The following is a 20291-nucleotide window of genomic DNA, read 5'->3' on the forward strand; positions in this document are numbered from 1 at the left end:
AAGGATGAATGATCTCCGGCAGTCGTTAGTCTCTTGTTGCAAAGCACGGGCACTTTGCTGACCTGATAAGCGAAAAGGACACAGGGAACCCGGATCGATCCGGTCATTGGATCGACCCGGGTTTTTATTTTGGGCGTTCGATTCCAAAAAACCACTGCCATCGGCAGTAATGGATATTTTGAGGTGCAAAGGAGAAAAGAGGATGAAGCAGTTAATCGCAGCAGTATGCATGGCAGTCTTGTTTGCGGCAGGGACGGCAAGGGCTGATATTGCCGCCCCCGGTGCGATCGCCTATTGGAACCAATATGGCCAGACAGGACAGCAGGCATCGACTCCCGGGACCGGTTCTACAAACCTTACGGCAATTGATATGACGAGGGGGGCCGGGTTGCTCACTGACAGCACCGGCGCCAATTCTCTGAATTCCAACGGATGGACAGGTGAGGCGACCGACTACATACAGTTTGGTCTTACGGTTGCGAGCGGATACGAGGCAAGTCTGAGTAATCTCTGGATCGCAACGCGCTCCTCTGCGTACGGCCCGGGAACAATGGGACTGTACGGTTCATCAGACAACTTCGCCCACCAAACCCTGCTTAACACATTCACTCAGGGGAACGCAACGTATCTTAATAGCGTGGTCGACCTCAGCAGTCTGGGACCAATAACCGGGACCTACATGTTCCGTTTAGAACAAATCGGCACCAACGCTGCAAATGGTTCGACGACAACATCGGCCGGCACCTTCCGTGTAAGCGACTATAACAGCAGCGGTACATACTATTACGATTCAATCATCGGAACTGTAAACCCCACCCCCATCCCTGCTGCGGTATGGCTGTTTGGGTCGGGTCTGGTCGGTCTGGTGGGGATTCGGAGAAGGTCAAACAGATAGTCCTGAAAGCGCTACGGCAGAGGAAAGACGCGATGAGAAAGTTGCTCAAGACAGGCCCAAAAGGAAGACACGTCACGTCGTGTGAGGGCGAGGCCGCATCCCGATCGAACAACGGAGAGCCTGTCAAGAGAATTCCGGGTATCTCGAAGATGGTAACGCTGGCGAGACCGGTCTTACGAGGCCCTCTCAGATATTCGGCTGGTTGGAACTGAGCAGAATGAGTTTCGGGGAGAGTCGTTGAACCTCTCGTGGGGCCCGAAGAGGAGACAGCTAATAGCGCCAAGAAACTGAAGCCTCTTCTAGGATTGCTCCTAATTGACCATGACACGCCGAATGTAGTGGCTGATAATTGCTGCGGAATCTGCTTCGAGGAGATGTCCTGGCTGCGGTTCCGGCTCAGGCCAGGGAACTGCCATAACGGTTCTTTCAAGCATTGAACTCTTTCGGAGGACGACTATGAATTTCTGTAAGCGGCTGCCGGCAATCAAACACAAGAATCTCTTCATTGCTTTCATTATCGTTGCGTTCGGGCTGACGGCCGGCACCGCGACCGAAGCAAACGTTACCATTTTCCATGTCAATGACACGCATGCCAGATTGACGCCTCACAAGATGATCGTACCCGCGCACGGGACGTCTGACAGCCAGTTCGAGGACGTGGGCGGTGCTGCATATCTTGCCGGAAAAATGCTGCAGCTTACGGCTGCGAATCCGGAAGCACTCGTGATCGATGCAGGCGACATCTCGGAAGGCAACCCCATCGGCGACTTCGGCGGCAGCACGAGCCCCCTTACCATCGGGAACTACACAATCGGCGGTTGTGCGCCCCTTTTGCCAGGCACCATCAGCAGCAACTGCGGCATGACCCAGTTCTACCAGCTGCTCTCCAAGAAGCTGCTGGCCCAGCGTGGCCGCGGCATGGACGCGGTGGTGGTCGGAAACCACGATGTTCGTGACGCAAGCTACATCGCCAATCTCGATAACCTCAAGGCCTCGGGCGCGCCGGTTCTGTCTGTGAATGTCCGGGATATCTCTAACCATATGCCGCACTTTGCCCCTTACACTGTCGTCACCATCAACGGCAAGAAAATCGGTATCCTCGGTTACACCACCTCTGCGGCTGAAGTAGGCGCCTCCCTCTCGAACACCCTGGAGGTCGTCCCTTGTGACTGGAATACTGCCGGCTCGCCCAATCCGCCATCAGGGACCGGATGCCACATTGCGGACTACGTTAACGACCTGCGCAATCAGGGCTGCGATGTGGTCGTATTTGCCCCCCATATCGGCCACAGTGCGTTGGTTGACCCGGCTGCGCCGATCCTCGTCGATACGGTGACGCCCAGACTTCCCGAGGTTGTGGTCACCGGCCACTGGCATACCTGGGCGGAATCAGCCGCATGGCAGCCGTATATGCTCAACTATAAGACGATCTTCACCGAGGCCGGAAGTTTCATGAAATACATTGGCGAGATCGATATCACCGATACCGGCGCATTCGTGAGCGCGACCAACCACGTGCTTCGCAATACGGATATCACGCCCGACTCTGATGTACAGGCTTTCATAGACAACCTCATTGCCCAGTATGATGAGGTCCATCCGGGACATCCTATCGATGAGGTTGTGGGCTACACCGCAAGCGACCTCCTGCTCGACAATAAGATGAAATGGTGGTCTTTAGAGGAATATCCCTGGAGCGGCAATAATACTGCAGGGCAATGGATTTGCGACGCCATGCAGTGGAAGGCTGCGCAACTCTTCGGCCAGTGCGACCTTGCCTTCGAGACAGGCGGCGGTGTTCGCGCCGACATCCCTGCCGGACCCGTTACCTATCTTCAGATTTATGAAACCTTTCCCTGGAGTGATGATGTCTTCTACCGTGTCAACATGACCGGTCAGGAGATCATCAACTTCGTCAAAGAAAACAATATGGATGCCGGGTTTTCGAGTGGCCTGGACGTTACCGCGTTCGACGGTATCCCGTCAAGCGCCAAATTCAATGGGCAGCCGATTGATGTGAACCACACCTACACCGTGGCGATCAACAGTTACATGTATGCCCATCCGCCGACGGGTTGGACGTGGTCCGATACTAGTCCGCTCACATCGACGGTCCTCTGCCGTGACGGTATCGTGGACTATATGCGTCAGTTCACTGCAGCTAATCCATACAGGATAGGTGGGCCGCGCTATCACCTGAATACGGAATTTTCCGGCGGCTACCGTGCTGTTGTCACCATGATGAACGACAATGATACGAAGCCGGTTTACGATGACGCGTTTATCCGCCTTTTAAGCGCGACGCCGGAGACGTTGGCGCGCCGGGGCAGCAAACAGGTTCCCACAGACATGGTCAACGCTGACGGCACGATCAACCCGGCGAACCGGCTGTCTGAAAACGAGCTTTATCGGAGCTTTCTCGGCTTCAAGACCGGTGCGCTCAAACCGGGTGATATCATCGAGACATGGGGCAAAGGCAGCTCCTATGGCGGCGATCCCGAGTTTGTCGACCAGGAAGGGATCTATGGCGACGGCAGCGAGTTCAAGATCGTGGGCCATGACGAGAGCCTTGGCAAGCCGACGTTCATGACTTCCATCAGTTCCTTCTGGAACGACAACTATAAGAACCACTATGTGCAGTTCATTGCGAAGAAAACGGGCACGAATACTGTGGCGGATCAATACGGCACCACCATCACGATCATGGACGCTACCGCATACACGGCCAAGACCCTGCCGGGAAGTGTTGGCGACATGCTGCTGATCTCAGGCATTCCGACAATGGAGAGCTACGGCCTGCGCTTCCGCTGTGATAACGTAGTAGTGACCACTGCAACATTTCCGCCGATGACCGGTCCTTCGTCTCACATGGATCCCATACCTGCGGGCACGGTCTCATCACAGGCAACCTTGAGCGTTACCGCTAGCGTAGGTGCAGGGCTTTATAATCTCACGCCGGTTGCAGATTCATACGTCGGCAGCGGAAGACCGACATCGAACTACGGCACGAGCACGACCATCTATATCCAGAGCAGCACCACGAGCACTTACGGCAATGAACGGGGCTGGCTGAGGTTCGACCTTACAAGTATCCCGGCAGGCGCGAGCATTACCGGCGCTACGCTTCAGCTCTATAACTGGGGGGTAGCTGGTGCAGCGCTGCCGACTGAGGTTCGCGGCGGCCAGAGCGACACATGGATTGAATCTGGCAGCGGATCGATCACCTGGAACAACCAGCCTGCCTTCGGCGATGTCCTCGATACTCAGACATTGGCGGCAGGCACGTATAACCTCTGGTACAACTGGAATGTTACTGCCTTTGTCCAGTCCAAATGGACCGGCAACAAGCTCGTCTCCCTTGTGGTAAAGCCTGTGGCAGAAGGATCACCCGACGCAACAGCACCGTCCTATAAATTTGACTCGAAAGAATACAGCAGCAACAAACCAAATCTCCAGGTGGCCACAACCGCGAGTTCGGCCACTATTACGCAGGTACAGGTCTTCTATCGCTACTCGTCGGACAACGCGACCTGGGGACCGTGGACGTCATACGTTACGATTATGGGAGGGCCGCCATATTCGACATCGTTCACCTTCCCTCAGGGCTACGGCTACTATGAATTTTACAGCCGGGCGACCGACAGTAACAATAATGTCGAACCTGCGCCAGCGGCTGCCCAGGCCTTCACGCATTATAGTGCCACCCCTGCGTATTACCCGATCATCTCCCTTGGCAGTCTGTATCAGAAATACGATGGTTCTCCGAAGGCTGTTACTGTCACCACTATTCCGGCAGGAACTTCGTACGGTGTAACTTACAACGGCAGCCCAACCCTGCCGGTGAACCCCGGCATCTATGCCGTGACGGCGACGGCGACCCAGGGGGGAAACACTGCAACGACAACCGGCACCCTTTCCATCGGTCCGGGCGCGGCTACCATCAGCATCAGTAACCTGAACCAGACCTACGACGGAACAGCCAAGAGCGTTGACGTCACTACAGTACCGGTTGGCCTTGCCGTCGCCGTCACTTACAACGGTTCCTCAACACTCCCGATCGGAGCAGGAGGATATGCGGTGGTTGCGAACATCTCAGACCCGAATTATATAGGCGCGGCCGCAACAGGAACCTTGACAATCAGCAAAGCCGCAGCCTCTGTCTCACTCGGCACAATGAACTTCACGTACGATGGTTCAGCCAAGAGTGTGTCTGTTACGACAGATCCTCCCGGCCTCAATGTGACCGTCACCTATAACGGTTCGCAAACGCCTCCAACCGGTCCTGGCTCCTACAGCGTGGTTGCTACAGTCAATGACCCCAATTATCAGGGGACAGCCGCAGGGTCGATGACTATCTCACAGGCAGCGCCGCCTTCAGCGGTGCCGGCTCTCAATGGTTGGGGCTTCATGGTCGCGGCAGTCGCGCTGGGAGGCTACCTGGCTCAGAGGCGCCGCAGCCGTCATTGATGCCGTGTTGTTCTGAAAGAGAAGGAATCAGCATAACGACCTAATTAATACTTACTACTTACTAAGGGTCTCATAATAGTCTGCATATTCTTGGCCGTCATTCCCGCGAAGGCAGGAATCCACTTTGAACAGAATGGATGCCTGACTAAGAATCTCGGGCATAACCAATAATAGGGAGCACATCTGTAAATATTATTTGAACTGTTAATAATGTTTGAGGCGATACCCGGGGGATAGAAGAGAATGGAGCCCAAGAAAGAATCGTTAAACGGGGCGTCTTCTACCGGAGAAACGCAAAAATGACAGGAAAGGAGGGACGCTACGAGAACCTAAGTGGCAGTTAACGTTGTTAAGAAGCAAAACGAATAATCTATTAACGAATAATCTATTATAGAAAGAGGAGAAACATCTTATGATAACGAAAAGGAGATTTTGGCCACGGGAAATAGGGGTGTTACTCGTTGCATTGGTTCTTACGATATCCGTCAGCGTACCATCTTCGTTCGCAGTGGTGGCCGCGGGACCCTGGAAGTTCGGCATAATATCCGACACCCAGTGGACTACCGCAGACCCGGCAAATCAGAACCCCAACACCATACCGGCCAGTATCATTAAGCAGATTAACCAGCAGTTCATCAACATCAATAACAGCACGCACGATCTCAAATTCGTCATTGCCATGGGTGACATGGTTGACACCGGGAGCCAGGCCAATGATTATGTCCGGGCGCTTTACTCCCAGGACCTCTATAACGCTGGTATCGGCTTTTATCCTATGCGCGGCAACCACGAGGCGGCCAACGGCACCTATGCGACCTCTGACGCAGACTTATGGCATGCCTATCCGCAGCTCGGGTACGTCCTGAGCAACGCCGGCATAAATAACATGACCCCGTCAGACATCACCATCAGCCTGATCTCTCCCTCGATCGTTCAAACTAGTTTCCCGCCTGATGTCGCAACGGGTTCTGCTTTCACCGTCGGTTCAGACTTCTCCTATCCCACAACTGCGAACACAGCAAATAACAGTGTTTCTTACTCGTTCCAGTATGACAACGCGACATTCATGATACTCGACCAGTTCAAGTCCACCGACTACTACACCAGCCACATCATTCCTGATCAGCAGCAATGGATCAGCGATGCGCTTTCCGGACGTCCTGCCAACACCCACGCCTTCGCCTTCACTCACAAGAACATCCTGGGCGGGAATCACAAGGACAACATGTTCGGCGGCAATGCCAGCGGCGATCCTGGTGACGGCTATGCGCTTGATCCTGTCACGGGCATTCCCAACACGCTTGCTGACAGCACGAACATTTCCAACACGCCTGGCCTTACCGTGGGACAAAAGCGGGCGAACGAAAACACCTTCCTTTCCCTCCTGCAGGCTAATAAGGTCAAGTACATGATCTCAGGCCACGATCACCATCATTACAATTCTATCGTGACCAGCCCGGACCAGCAGAGCAAGGTCCATCAGCTCATCGCCCAGTCAGACAGTTCCAAATTTTATACCCCGACACTCCCGGTTTCGTCCAATGATATGCCGGTTGAGCAGGACTTGGCCCGTGTCGGTTACTATATCTTCACCGTTGATGGGCCACGCGTGACCATCGATTATTACGCCGACAACCACGGCAACTGGCAGTCAGACAGTAACTATCCTTATGGGGCGAACGATCTTACTAATTATCCCAAGCAGATTACCCCGACCTTCACCTTCGTGAAGCGTTCGACCACCGGATACAGCCTGAACGGCATAGAGAAACTGGTTGCCGAAGGCGGATCATATGCCATGACTGACGATACCACCAAGGCCACGACAATGGAAAACGGCTTCCTCGGCACTTCCATGTCCATACTCTCCGGGACCAACAACAGCAGCGCTAAGACGAACTACAACAAAGCTCTGACGAAGGCCGTGAACACCGGCTGGGCGGCAAAGACTACCGACACCATTAGTGATGTCCTGTACCTCTGGGGCATGACCGATCTCGGGGCAGCATCTACAGACAAATTTGCCCTCTCCATGACATATGATCCGTCTGTAGTTGTAACCGCCGATACTATCAACCAGGGCCATATCGTCACCCTTAGCACGAAGGATGGGACGGGGAATTGGGTGGATGCGGTTAATCAAAACGTCGGCACCAGCAGAAAAAGATTCATCCTTGGTCCCTGGAATAGCGCATACCCGTTGGGTACGTATGGAGTTGATCCTGCTACTCATACAGCCTGGGTCGTCATCAACACGACCGGCTCCGGACAGTTCGCTGTGGTTCAGAAATAGCGGGCACAAAATTTAGATCAAGAAAAGAGGAGAAACTAACATGTTCAAGAAGATAATTGTGATTGCAGCAATGGCACTCCTTTCCCTCGGCGCGCAGACCGGTATCGCGAGCGCGGACCTTGTGAACGGCGGCTTCGAGACCGGCGATTTCACCGGCTGGTCGGTAGATCAACTCAATAACTGGGCAATAGTGTTAAATTCAGGCACTCAACATTCAGGGAATTTTGAGGCTCAATTGGGAACATATGGAACTGCCGGCACGCTCTCGCAGACGTTTGCAACTACAAGTGGCAACGAATACAAAGTCAGCTTCTGGCTTGCGAACGATTATAAGGATTCGACCAATGTGTTTCAGGTGCTCTGGAATGGTAACATCCAGAATGTCAGCCCCGTATTAAATCTCACCTTAGCTTCCGTCTATACTGAGTATCAGTTTACGGCAATTTCTGACAACTTAGGCATGTCAACTCTCACATTCAATTTCCAGAACGATCAGAGCGTATTTCACCTTGACGACGTCAGCGCAACCCCGACGCCTATCCCGGCGGCGGTATGGCTGTTTGGCTCTGGTCTCCTGGGACTGATCGGCGTTCGGAGAAGAGCGCGGATCTAGGAGTTTTGGTGGTCCTTGGCACGGAAAGGCCCTGCCGTGAGGCAGGGCCTCGTCCTAAGCGTATGCCGCCAATCAGCTCAGTGGGTTTCACCCCCTCTCACTTGCGCCGGTCAATTTAACAAAACCTTAACGTGCCCTTCATCACTCTGTAAAGAATAACCGCTTATACTCTCCGTGCAATTGTCTCATACATAGCCAAGTGCCGATAACGGACCTGAGCATATGGCCCCAAAGAAACGGAGAGGAAAACGTGATAAAAGGCGGGCCGGCGCCAAGCAGCATGCTCAAGACATGGCGACTCTGTGGTCCTGGGTCCGGTCCGGGCGTTTTCGATTCGCCCTCGCCTTCACGCTCTCCTGCCTCGGCCTCTACTGGGCAATTTACTCCCTTCCGCCCTCATTGACCGGGACCGTGAATGAGCACACCGCCGCCGCCCTGGGTATGCTCCTCAATGTCCTCGGCTTTCCCGTCACCACCGTTCGAGACACGGTGTCAGGGGGGGGGCTGGCATTCAGGATCATTCCCGAATGCACGCCGCTCTTTTCATCGTGCCTCTTTGCCTGCTTCATAGCCTTCCATCCTGCCGCACTCTCTCAGAAGGCCGTAGGTCTCGTCATGGGAATACCCGCGCTCTATCTGGGCAATCTTGTCAGGCTTGCAGCGACATATGTCGTCAGCCTCCATGACCGGAGGCTCTTCGATGTGGTCCACGCCTACCTGGGGCAGGTATTCACCATCTTCCTGGTAATTATGGTCTGCCTGTTCTGGCTCAAATGGCTTGAGAGGCAGAAGACCGGGGCCGGTGCTGCCATGAAAGCGGCGGGCTTCCTCGGACGTTTCGCGCTGATATCAGGATGCCTTTTTCTTGTCTGGCTGAGGCTCCATCACTGGTACATCTGGTGCCTGGACCGCCTCATGCTCATCGGGTTCTCACTGTTCGGTTACCGCGTCGAGCTTGCGCACGATACGAGCGTCTACTATGAAACCTTCAGTATCGTCATCACCGTATCCCTTGTCCTTGCCGCCAGAAAGATACCGGGTGCGATGAGAATCAGGGGGCTCGCCATAGGACTCGGAGCCCTTGTCGCCTTTCATCTTCTTCACAGAATCGACAACGTCCTGATTGCTTACTTCAATGCTACCGCTGTCCTGCCAGTGGACCTGACGCTCCTCGTAGTCGGGCAGTACATGGTCCCTGCGATCTTATTGTACTCGCTCATTCGCAGTCAACGGACAGCAAATCCCTAATGATTTTGCGAGACACACATTCTGTGAAGAATTCTTCAACAAATTGAAACAGTATTGTCATAATCCCTTAACAATCACAATGCTAACATGATGCGAGAAAGAAGACGAAGCTGTTTCACGATTCCTCAGCAACACACATAATTTCATGATCACGCGGAAGGTGCGCATTTGGGTTACCTCAAGGGGGGCTATTGACCGTGGGGTGAAAAGCGGAAACGTGGTGAGGAGAGAGCATCCATGAAGGGATTTATAACCGTTCTTGTGGCGGCTGCCGTCGTGGGAATTGTTGTCATGTCGGGAAGTTTCGCTTTCGGGGAGGACCATGCTCCCGGAAGCGTTGAGGAGGGCGTCGGCGCCCTTGTCGATCTTCTGAAAGAGAAGGGGATGCTTACTCAGGATGACGCAGACCGTTTCCATAAAGAATATCGCAAAGAAGCCCCTGATCAGGGTCTCGCTGCCCTGGTGGAGATGCTCAAGAATAAGAAGATGCTCAGCGAGGAAGAGGCTACCAGATTCACCCGCACCTATGTAACCGGGCCGGCCGGTCAGAAGGTCCCCACGATCGCTTCCGACAGAAGAGACAAAGAGTATATGGAGAAGATTACCGCGAACGTCACCGAGGAGGTAAAGAAGGGCGTGCAGGAGCAACTGAGGACCGACGTACGGGACGAGGTTGCCAGAGAATTGGAAAAAAGGAAGGCGATGGAGGCTGAGAAAGGGACAGGCGTCCATGAGAGCGAACAGATCGATGAGCTGAACCACAAACTATCGGACGTTACACAGAAAGTTGCGGAACTCTATTCGGGTAAGGCAGCTCAGCTGGCCGCATCAGCTCCTGAGTGGGCCAAGCGGGTCCGCTTCGGCGGTGACGTGCGCCTGCGTTATGAAGCCGATCGCTTTGACCAGAACAACGCTGAACTCGCTCAACCCTCCAACCCGAGTCAGCTTATGAATACCAGGATTAACGAGGACCGCTACAAGTACCGGGTCCGCGCAGGGGTAGCCGTGGACGTGAATGAGCAGATTGAGGCAGTTGCCCGTCTTTCTACAGGAAACTCATCGAACCCTGTCTCGACAAATTCGATCATCGGGGACTTCATGAACAAAGACAACGTCCTCTTCGACCTGGCCTATCTCAAGTGGAAGCCATCGGAGTTCTTCACCGCGTACGGAGGCCGTATCCCGAACCCCTGGTTTTCGTCGGACCTCCTCTGGGCAAGGGACCTGAACTTTGAAGGCGTGGCCCTGAACACGCACTTTCCCCTCAACGAATCATGGACATCCTTTGTTACTGTCGGTGCGTTTCCATTGCAGCAGAATGATTTCACACAGCACAGCAAATGGCTCGCGGCAGGACAAATGGGAGCCGAGACGAAAAACCGGTCGGGCATAACGACCAAAGTCGCGGCAGCATATTACTATTTCACCAACATGAACGGCATCCGCAACACCCCTGAGAATCCCGGCGCCAACAACTGGACAGCACCTCTGTTCCAGCAGAAGGGGAACACCTTGTTCAATATCAGCGCAGACCCTTCGACCGTGCTGACGGCCTACGCCTCAGAGTTCAAGGAACTGAATCTCATAGGTACCGTCGATATCGGTTTCTGGGACCCTGTGCACGTCGTGTTCCTTGGAGACTTTGTCCAGAACCTCGGTTTTGACAAGCCTGATGTGGCCCGGCGGACGGGGATCCCGAATCCCCCTCAGAGAACCGTTGGATTTCAACTCGGTCTGACTGTGGGTCATCCGGCGATCCAGGAGTTCGGCAAGTGGAAGGTGTACCTCCTTTATAAGTATTTGGGGGCCGATGCCGTCGTGGACGCCTTTACCGATTCTGATTTCCATCTTGGAGGCACGAACGCCAAAGGATGGATCCTGGGGGCTGACGTTGGATTATTGAAGAACACCTGGGCGACCCTTCGCTGGATGTCGTCTAACGAGATCAACGGACCGAAGCTTGCCATCGATGTGCTTCAGCTGGATCTTAACGTGAGATTTTAGGGGGAAGGGGATGGAAAGGCCTGCCTGGTCGAAGATAATGATTCCTGCCGTTGCCTTGATGGCCGGCCTGATTGCAGGACTGGGCATAAGCCATATCCAGATCACAAAGGAGCAAACGGCTTTTCAGGAAAAGATCAAAGAGGCAAACAAGAGGATCGCCTTTCTGCAGAAAAAAGCTGTGGAGGAAAGAAACGAGGCAGCCTATTCCGTGGAACAGAGACTCCGGGGCGACCTGGATAAGCTCGAGAATGAGAAGCAGGCCCTGGCAGGACAGGCGAGGACATTGAAGGACCAGATGGAAAAGACGGAAAAGAAACTCGGTGAAGCGGATGAATCAAGTGCGAGGACCAGGAAGGAATTAAGCGAGGCACGTGCTGCTTCCGACGGCATCAGGAGAGAGGTCCAGGAGATGGAACGGAAGAATAGGGACCTGGCCGATGAGCTCAAGAGGACAGCGGGTGAGAAACAGGCCCTTCAGGCAGAGCTGAGAAAGATGAGTCAGGATCTCGATACGAGCGAGTCGAATAATGCCGAGCTCTGTATCATTGCAGAGGAGCTCTTAAAGGAATATAAGAACAAGGGGTTTGGAACGGTCCTTAAGCACAAAGAGCCCCTGACACAGGTCAAGAGAGTCGAGCTGGAACAGTTCGTTCAGAAGTACCATGAAAGGATCGATCAACAGAGGGTCAAGAAGAATCACCTCGGCAAGGATTTTGGCGAGTAATGCTTCAGACATCTGAAATTGGAGCAGACTGACCGGTATTGATTGCGGGGGAACGCCTGATCGTCGGTCTCTCCGGGCTTCATAGAGAATAACAAAGGCCTTCCCGGTTCTGTCCTTTTGAGGCACTGTGACCGAGAGGGCGGAGCATTGAAAAGAACTGGCCGTGCCGGAAGACTTCCCCCCAAAAAGAGAAAGTACTCGACGGATTGATAACGCATGCGGATCGGAAAAAAGAAGTGGCTCATATTGATTATGGCATTTATACTTCTGGCGGGGACCGCGATATATTATGCCCCTCATTACCTGGCCTGTGCTGACAAGCCGACCAGATCCGACGCCATCATCGTCTTCGAGGGTGACATCGCCAGGAAGAAAGAGGCCTATGAACTCCGCAAGGAAGGGTATGCGGGGTATCTCATCATTCCGTCATCCCATCTCGTGCTCACGCCTCCATCTTCTCCCCGGTGGGTCGTCGATACCTCGAAAGAGAATGCCGTCATCATGGGCTATCAGCACTTTCCCCGGTTTTATGAACACACGCATGTGGAAGTTCTTCGGGCGAAGAGGATGATGGACGCCCTGGGACTCAAATCAGCCATCATGGTCAGCTCCCCGTATCATATGAAGCGCATCCGCATGATCTCAGAAAAGGTCTTCGGCGAGCAGGCCCGGTCGTTTGCCTATGTCCCGACACGATATGAAGCCGTGCCGGGCGGGCTGCGAAAGGTGAACCAGGTCGACTGGGGCTTCGTGATACGGGAGTATCTTAAGATCTGCTGGTTCGGTCTGTATTCTCTTTTTGTAGGTTAAGCTGATACTTCGTCGCGTTGTCAGCGAATCACATTGAGGGAATCAAAAATTACCATAACCACGAAAAATCTTCAGCATAGAATAACATACCAATTGACAAAACACAAGAAAATAATAACGGTAAGTATATTTCTGTTAGTCACTTTGCTGGCGATGACGATATTGTATATAAGGCATCTCAAATCCGAGTACTGGTATGACGTGAAGGCGGATTACCGCTATCAGTTTGAGGAAGATCCGGACGTATTGCACCGCACGACTGCAAAGATCTCTAAGGATTATGTCTTATTTCCCCCGATACCTGTGAATTGGGACACGGGTTTCCTGCAAATCAGAGTGCACCCCACGTTATCGGGAGAAATCAACAGACCTTTCATAGAAGTGTCCCACGGCGACAAGTCTTTCAGGCAGTACTTTGAAATCGGAGCGGAAGGGATCCGGTATATAAATCTAAGCTCCTTGTCTGATCACCATCCGGACAAGGTACTTATCAAAGGGCGCCATATCTCCTGGGAAAGTCAGGATGGGCAGCTATTGCTGTTCAGAAACCCGACGATATCGGGCAAGAAAATTCTCGTGGTCTCGCCGCACCCGGACGATGCCGAAATAGCGGCGTTCGGGTTTTATAGCAACAGGGATTCGTATGTCGTTACCATAACCGATGGGAGCGCAGGTGCTGCGAGATATTCAAAATATTTTCCGGGACAGGATAAGGCCGCATCATATCAGCTGAAGGCAAAGCTGAGGGTGATCGACAGCATAACCGTTCCGATGATCGGGGGGATAAGCCCCGTACGATGTTATAACCTGGGCTATTTTGATGGATCCCTTGAGGCAATGCACAATTCTCCTGAAAGGGAAAACACGAGCAAGTACACAAAGACATCGGATGTAACTCGATCCCGCAAGATTAACGTTGCCGCACTGTCTGATTCAGGGGCCAAGGCAACGTGGAATAGTCTGGTCACCGATTTGAGTATATTGCTGAAGAAGATAAACCCTGACATTATCGTCACGCCGCATCCTATCCTGGATTCAAATAGAGACCACGAATATTCGTCCCTGGCGGTGTTGGAGGCGCTGGAAAGAGTGAAACCGGAAAAGAAAGGACAGATCTTCCTCTATAGCAATCATTACGTTCATACTAATCGTTACCCGTTTGGGCGAAGAGGCGCTACCACTTCGCTGCCTCCGCTCTTTTCGCATCCGAAAAGATTGAAAAGCGTGTATTCTTACAGTCTGACTACACAACAGCAGGTGGAAAAAGTATTTGCGCTCGACGCCATGCATGACCTGAGAGAACTTCCCCTGGAAGGAGATATGACTTTGGCGGATATGTGGAATGACATCCTTCATGACATTCTGCACTACATCAGAAATGATTCGGACTTTGATCTCAGTTATTACAGAAAAGGAATTCACGCCAACGAGTTGTTTATGGTCCATCCTTTCAGCGATGCCGCGAACCTTATTGCTGAATACGATGAATACCGCAAAACCGGGTAGCGTGTGGCAGGGCGCGCATGAGAATCCTTTGCCTCATAACCGATGCCTTTGGCAGTTATGGTGGAATATCAAAGTTTAACCGTGACTTGCTCACAGCGCTTTGCTCTTGTTCAACCGTGGAGGAAGTCGTGGCAATTCCGCGAATCATGCCCAACTCACCGGGAGTTCTTCCAAAGAAGCTTACACACGTGACCGAAGCATTGAACAGAAAGGCGCGGTTTATCACCACGACCCTGAGAATCGCAGCCCGCAATCGCGATTTTGACCTGATCATCTGCGGCCATATAAACCTGCTCCCCTTATCATGCGTTTGCCGGTGGCTGACAGGCAGGCCGCTCGCACTGGTGGTGCATGGGGTCGACGCCTGGAAGCCGACCAGAAGTCTTCTGGCCAATCATCTCGTCGGAAAGGTTGACGCCCTGATCTCTGTAAGCGAATATACGAGGAACCGCATTCGCGAATGGGCGAAGTTGGGAAAAGTCAACTGTTACATACTTCCCAATTGCGTTAATCTCGAGTCATTCGGGCCGGGGCCTAAGAACGAGGGACTGCTGGACCGCTATGGGCTGAAGGGTAAGACTGTTCTGATGACGCTGGGGCGCCTTGATTCTCAAGAACGTGCCAAGGGTTTTGACGAAGTTCTGGAGGTGCTGCCCCACATTGCCCGTGACATACCCGACATAGTCTATTTGATAGCTGGTGACGGACCTGACAGGGCGAGACTCGCGGAGAAGGCACGGACGCTGAAGATCGAAGACAGGGTCGTATTTGCAGGATTTGTCCGCGAGGAAGAGAAGGCAGACCATTATCGTCTTGCGGATGCCTATGTGATGCCAAGTCGCGGTGAAGGCTTCGGCATTGTTTTTCTGGAGGCAATGGCGTGCGGAATCCCTGTAATCGGCAGCAGGGCTGATGCAGGCCGGGAGGCTTTGAGAGATGGTAAGCTGGGAGCTTTGGTAAATCCGGCTGATAACAAGGAGATTCTCAAAGCGGTAAAGAATGCTCTAAAGGCCCAACGTCGTATACCGGAAGGTCTGGCTTACTTCTCCGAAGAGGCTTTCCAGGTAAGGGTTCAAGAGATGCTTACTGTCGTAACAGGGACCAGGAACTGAATGATCAACAGGCGAAGACTTATCAAGGACGGGGTGTGGGTGTCAATCGGCCAGATTGGTTCTGCGGTCGGTACGCTGATAGGTATTAGAGCACTTACTGAGTTCGTAGTGCCGCAAACATTCGGTGCCGTCGCTTTGCTGCTCGGCTGCACTACGCTGGTCCTCGGTACGATAGTGTCACCTGTCATGCAGGCAGCGTTGAAGTACTATCCCGAGTATTCGAATGGACGTGGTCACACGCTGAGATCCGCCATCCTGAATATTCTGGCAAAGAGAATTGCTCTCTGCCTGTCAGCGGCGGCGGTGGGCGCGCTTCTGGCTGCATGGCTGTTTGGCGTTGATGTAACGTTAGTTTTTCTTTGCGCAGTCCTGCTAATTCTCGACGGACTGAGGACATTTGAAATGTCTTTGCTGAATGCCGCACGCAGGCAGGCCGCGTGTGCCATGATCTCGAACGGAGAGGCCTGGGGCAGACCTATGGCAGCTATATGGGCGCTCCGGCTTTTTGGTTCAAGCGCCGTATCGATACTCTTGGCGTACGCCTTCACAAGCGCAGTCATTCTCTGCATCTTTTACTGCACCACCCGCCTCGAAGGCTCGGGCTCATATACACACCCTGACCCTTCTATTCGATCTGTTATCAACGGGTACTCTTTGCCTCTCATCCCTATGGCAGCGCTTGGCTGGATAAACGGCGTTGGAGATCGTTATCTGATCGGGGGGATGCTCGGCTTGGAGCAGGCGGGGATATATTCAGCTGTCTACGGCCTCATGAGCAGACCCTTTACGATGATTTCTGGAATAGTGGAATTGACGCTTAGACCTCTTTACAATCGCCTGGTAGCCGACAGAATGCATGAGCAGGCCGATCGGCTACTGGCAAAATGGCTGCTTATTGTATCAGGAGTGGTCGGTACAGGGTTTGTCTGTATCATTTTGTTCGACACGCTGATAACAAAGATCTTGCTGGCAGAGAAGTACCGGAGCGGGATTGCCCTCATGCCATGGATCGCCGGCGGATATGCGCTGTTGGCTCTCGCTGATGTTTTTATCAAAATCTGCTACGCATACGGATATACCGGACGAGTTCTGATGGTACAGGTGGTAGGAGCGGCAGTCAGTCTCGTCTTGGCGGTTGTCGGTATCAAGTTCTTTGGACTGATCGGCGCAGCGATGGCGGTGCCGGCTTACTTTGGGCTGATGTTGCTGATGACAACAATAGCGGCCAGACTCAATATCAAGAAACCTTCTCTGGAATGTGCTGCGTGTGTCGGGGACTCAGGCAAAATCAAAATTAATGAAGATATACCAATTTCTCCATAGTGTCGACAACCTCGCAGCCAGGCCTTCTCTCTTTGAGGTCCTCTCTGCCACGTTATGAGGAAGAGAAAACATCCACCTACAAGTCTGATCATTTGGATGGCCAGAGCTCAATCGAAAATCTGCAGGATCTGCGAGAACCGCTTTCTTCAGTTACCGTTGTTTGGGCGAGTTGCGGTTCATCTGGTATTTTTTTGTTATCTTTGCATGATGCCGGTCAACGCGGTGGCAAAGACTTATTATGTGGACAATATCGCCGGTGAAGATGCGAATCCCGGCAGCGCAGAAGCTTCCCCGTGGAAGACGGTGGATCGTGTAAACAGGCAGCAGTTCTTAGCCGGAGATGTCCTGCTGTTTAAGCGAGGAGGAGAGTGGTTCGACGTCATGATCGATGTAACCTCACCTGATCTCACTATTGGCGCTTACGGCACAGGTGCGCCTCCCCGTCTTGTGGGGAGCGTTGCGGTTTCAGACTGGCAAAACCGCGGAAACGGAATCTACTCCAGACATTTCCCGAGACCGGCAAGCCGCAAAGAGTGGACAAACTGGGAAGTTCAGCTGGTTATGGAGCCGGAAAACAGGTTTTACAAGAGAGTGGAATCCCTCGAGGCATTGACCGGAGAACACTTTCGGGATGAGTGGGAACGTTTCTTCGATGACTCGATCTGGGGTGGACGTTTTTATTATGACAAGCGCTCACAGACGCTCTTCATCAAGCCCCTGAACCCCGACAGTGCATTGACAAAGACTTTTTTTGTCGGCAGACAGGAAAATGTGGTCGAGATAAAGCATGCGCATATTGACCGCCTGGTGGTCCGCGACGTCGAAATCGCACTGGCAAACCGCTACGGGATCGGCGTCTGGTGGCAGGGAGACAAAATGACTCAGGGAAGCGTGCTGGTAGAAAACAATATGTTTGTCGGCAATGCTTTTTCAGCTGTCTGTTTGTCGGGCTATATGAATTACGACAGAATCGCCATCCGCAATAATACAATCCGCATGAGCGGTGCGGAAGGTATCTATATCGGCAAAAACGCTGCAAGGACTGCAGTCGAGATCACCGGCAACGTGGTCGGCGACCTCCACGACGGCAATTTCGGTTGGCGCGGCGAAGGTCCGACATCGGCGTTCAATGGCGACGGCATAGAAGTCAAAACCGAAAACGTCGGGGTGCTGATACGCGGTAATACCATTCGCCACCTTGCAATCAGCGGCTGCGGCATCTGTACCGGTTCGGGAAGCGCCCTGATCACCGAAAATGTGATCGAGGACATCAGGTTGCCGGGGAGTAAATGGTTGAGTCCTGCTGAGGCGATCTTTGTAGATATCGACGACCGCCTCGGCGTTCCGACGATAAGGCATAACAGGATAGTCCTGTCCGAAGCCGCCGGAATACACGTAAGAGGAAATATGAAGCTTCAGCCTCCGCTGGTTATTGAAGACAATTACATTGAGTTAACACCGACCAATCCAAACGTCCAGATTCTGTTTTCAGTGATGAATTCGCATAACATAAAGATCATCGGGAATAAATGCACGGGCGGCGCTTACGGACTGGTCTTTGCTCCCGCAGATGATCCTGCATATGATTATTATGTTCGGGATAACGATTTCTTAAATACAGCGGTTGCTCCTTTCTACTTTGCTCAACCGGGGGCGGCCGAGTTTAAACGTTTGTTTGTGTCATCCAATCGAGTATGCGGGAACTCACATGTATTCATTGAGTGGAAGAATGGCGTGAAGGTTACAACAATTGCCGACGCACATAAGGTACTGGGGCCAAATAGTCTGGTTGCAACTCGATGCCCGCAATTATAAACATGGACGATACGTTGGATATTATTCAGCCATTTTCTGAGATTGAAGAGGCTCAGCCTGCCCCGCCAGTTATCAAAAAGGGGCGTCGAGGTGGGCTTTACTTATTTGCTAATCTGATCTTCTTTGTTATATTGCTTTCTTTTGAGACGTATAACGCGAGTCCTGGTCATGATCCATTTGCTTACCTTTTGCTGCTCTTTGCACTGTGCAGCCTGCCGACTATTATGGTGAAACAATCCAATGGGCCGCTCTGTCTTCTTGTCGTTACCGGGCCTGTTCTCTTTTTCTACTACGGGTTCAATGACCTCGCGAGCTACTTTCTCGACATCCCCGGATACTACAGGGCTCCTGCGGGCGGGTTGTTCACCGCGGCCGAACTGGCGATCCTTTTGGGAATCGGCTGTCTATTCCTGGGATATACAGGGGGGACTAAATTGATCGGACGAAAAGGCCAGAGCCTCCTTTGCGCCGATTGGAAGACGGCAAACATCGTTGCACTTGGACTTCTTTGCTTCACGGTGGGGGTATATGCCACATGGCAAGGTCAGATTTCGGTTGCATATAATCAAACAATCAATATGGGAAGTTCGCTCAATGCGTCGCTTATTGTACTTGGACGCATGATGGAACCGGTCGCCGCGGTACTTCTTTCATACGCCTATCTGAAGACGAGAAGCTTTAGGCTGTTGCTTGTAGTCTTGGCTCTGGCGGCTGTCAAGCTGCCGATTGGCATACTGCTCAACTCTAAAGAAATCGGCGTTTCCTTCATTGCAATCTTTCTGGTCACGACTTGGCTTTACGACGGACGGATACCTCTTCGCTGGCTGATAGTCGCAGTTGTCGTCCTGGTTTTTTTCTTCCCCCTCGCATATGCCTATCGGACGGTTCTAGGAGAACACCAGTTATCAGTCTCAAAATCGCTGAAAAGGTCTGAGGATCTGTTCGATAAAGCTATGAAAAAGGATAGTAAAACAGGCGGGTTTGCTGGTGGAATCAAGTCTATTGCGGGGCGCACTAATTTGAAGACCCAAATGGAGATGATAATCAATAGGACCGGCCACAGCGTGAAGTTTCAGGGGGGACACACCTTTGCGGAACTACCTGTTTTTTTTGTGCCGAGGCTCATCTGGCCAGGGAAGCCGACGGTGAGCGTAGGGCAGTTGTTCAACCGTGAATTTCATGTATCTTTGGATCCCAATACCTACATCTCGACTTCGTTCATTGGCGAGATGTATTGGAACTTTGGATGGGCCGGCATATTTGTCGGCATGATGTGCACAGGCGTTTTCTGGGGCGGCATAGGAGGCAGTGCAGCCATGGGGGGACAGGCAACGGTCTCGAGGATGCTGATTCTGGTGAGCGCCATCTATCTGCTCATTATACGGTTCGAGACAGGCTATACGCAGCAAAACATACTTTTCATGAGATCGGCGGGGATTATATTGATTCTTCATATCATGTTTAAAAACAGGGGAAAATGA

The 20291-nt window shown here is 52.6% G+C and carries 13 protein-coding genes; all 13 read left to right on the plus strand.

Annotated elements, in window-relative coordinates; genetic code table 11:
- Positions 1-202: 202 nt before the first annotated feature.
- The 13 genes from VFG09_00045 (at position 203) to wzy (ending at position 20291) form a co-directional block, all read left to right on the plus strand.
- Positions 203-895 (plus strand): VPLPA-CTERM sorting domain-containing protein, encoded by a 693-nt coding sequence (locus VFG09_00045; protein ID HET6513529.1) that lies wholly within the window; start codon positions 203-205, stop codon positions 893-895.
- 456 nt (positions 896-1351) lie between these two features.
- Entirely contained in the window at positions 1352-5362 is a 4011-nt protein-coding gene (locus tag VFG09_00050) for an MBG domain-containing protein (GenBank protein HET6513530.1), read from the plus strand.
- A 412-nt stretch (positions 5363-5774) separates the two neighbouring features.
- Entirely contained in the window at positions 5775-7655 is a 1881-nt protein-coding gene (locus VFG09_00055; GenBank protein HET6513531.1) for a metallophosphoesterase, read from the plus strand.
- 40 nt (positions 7656-7695) lie between these two features.
- On the plus strand, positions 7696-8268 hold the full coding sequence (locus VFG09_00060) for a hypothetical protein (protein HET6513532.1): 573 nt from the start codon (positions 7696-7698) through the stop codon (positions 8266-8268).
- 291 nt (positions 8269-8559) lie between these two features.
- Positions 8560-9516, plus strand: coding sequence for an archaeosortase/exosortase family protein (locus VFG09_00065; GenBank protein ID HET6513533.1), 957 nt, complete (start codon positions 8560-8562; stop codon positions 9514-9516).
- Positions 9517-9753: 237 nt separating this feature from the next.
- Complete coding sequence (locus VFG09_00070; protein ID HET6513534.1) at positions 9754-11520, plus strand: putative porin; 1767 nt, start codon at positions 9754-9756, stop codon at positions 11518-11520.
- 10 nt (positions 11521-11530) lie between these two features.
- Positions 11531-12244: a hypothetical protein gene (locus tag VFG09_00075; GenBank protein HET6513535.1), complete on the plus strand. Its 714-nt coding sequence runs from the start codon at positions 11531-11533 to the stop codon at positions 12242-12244.
- Positions 12245-12496: 252 nt separating this feature from the next.
- On the plus strand, positions 12497-13054 hold the full coding sequence (locus tag VFG09_00080; GenBank protein HET6513536.1) for a YdcF family protein: 558 nt from the start codon (positions 12497-12499) through the stop codon (positions 13052-13054).
- A gap of 153 nt (positions 13055-13207) precedes the next feature.
- On the plus strand, positions 13208-14560 hold the full coding sequence (locus VFG09_00085; protein ID HET6513537.1) for a PIG-L family deacetylase: 1353 nt from the start codon (positions 13208-13210) through the stop codon (positions 14558-14560).
- 17 nt (positions 14561-14577) lie between these two features.
- Positions 14578-15672: a glycosyltransferase family 4 protein gene (locus tag VFG09_00090; GenBank protein ID HET6513538.1), complete on the plus strand. Its 1095-nt coding sequence runs from the start codon at positions 14578-14580 to the stop codon at positions 15670-15672.
- Positions 15673-16995 carry a lipopolysaccharide biosynthesis protein gene (locus tag VFG09_00095; protein HET6513539.1) on the plus strand — a complete coding sequence of 441 codons (1323 nt, stop codon included), beginning with the start codon at positions 15673-15675 and terminating at the stop codon, positions 16993-16995.
- A gap of 222 nt (positions 16996-17217) precedes the next feature.
- The gene (locus VFG09_00100) at positions 17218-18810 is read left to right on the plus strand and encodes a right-handed parallel beta-helix repeat-containing protein (protein HET6513540.1); all 1593 of its coding nucleotides are present in this window, start codon (positions 17218-17220) and stop codon (positions 18808-18810) included.
- On the plus strand, positions 18795-20291 hold the full coding sequence (gene wzy / locus VFG09_00105) for an O-antigen polysaccharide polymerase Wzy (GenBank protein HET6513541.1): 1497 nt from the start codon (positions 18795-18797) through the stop codon (positions 20289-20291). Before VFG09_00100 ends, wzy begins: the two co-directional genes overlap by 16 nt.

The sequence above is a fragment of the Thermodesulfovibrionales bacterium genome (assembly GCA_035686305.1).
Lineage (GTDB): Bacteria > Nitrospirota > Thermodesulfovibrionia > Thermodesulfovibrionales > UBA9159 > DASRZP01.

What these genes read in the sequence shown, in the direction of transcription:
- VFG09_00060 (HET6513532.1), top strand. Translation starts at nt 7,696, where the DNA reads ATGTTCAAGAAGATAATTGTGATTGCAGCAATGGCACTCCTTTCCCTC.
- VFG09_00090 (HET6513538.1), top strand. Translation starts at nt 14,578, where the DNA reads ATGAGAATCCTTTGCCTCATAACCGATGCCTTTGGCAGTTATGGTGGA.
- VFG09_00055 (HET6513531.1), top strand. Translation starts at nt 5,775, where the DNA reads ATGATAACGAAAAGGAGATTTTGGCCACGGGAAATAGGGGTGTTACTC.
- VFG09_00050 (HET6513530.1), top strand. Translation starts at nt 1,352, where the DNA reads ATGAATTTCTGTAAGCGGCTGCCGGCAATCAAACACAAGAATCTCTTC.
- VFG09_00065 (HET6513533.1), top strand. Translation starts at nt 8,560, where the DNA reads ATGGCGACTCTGTGGTCCTGGGTCCGGTCCGGGCGTTTTCGATTCGCC.
- VFG09_00075 (HET6513535.1), top strand. Translation starts at nt 11,531, where the DNA reads ATGGAAAGGCCTGCCTGGTCGAAGATAATGATTCCTGCCGTTGCCTTG.
- VFG09_00045 (HET6513529.1), top strand. Translation starts at nt 203, where the DNA reads ATGAAGCAGTTAATCGCAGCAGTATGCATGGCAGTCTTGTTTGCGGCA.
- VFG09_00095 (HET6513539.1), top strand. Translation starts at nt 15,673, where the DNA reads ATGATCAACAGGCGAAGACTTATCAAGGACGGGGTGTGGGTGTCAATC.
- VFG09_00080 (HET6513536.1), top strand. Translation starts at nt 12,497, where the DNA reads ATGGCATTTATACTTCTGGCGGGGACCGCGATATATTATGCCCCTCAT.
- VFG09_00085 (HET6513537.1), top strand. Translation starts at nt 13,208, where the DNA reads ATGACGATATTGTATATAAGGCATCTCAAATCCGAGTACTGGTATGAC.
- wzy (HET6513541.1), top strand. Translation starts at nt 18,795, where the DNA reads ATGCCCGCAATTATAAACATGGACGATACGTTGGATATTATTCAGCCA.
- VFG09_00070 (HET6513534.1), top strand. Translation starts at nt 9,754, where the DNA reads ATGAAGGGATTTATAACCGTTCTTGTGGCGGCTGCCGTCGTGGGAATT.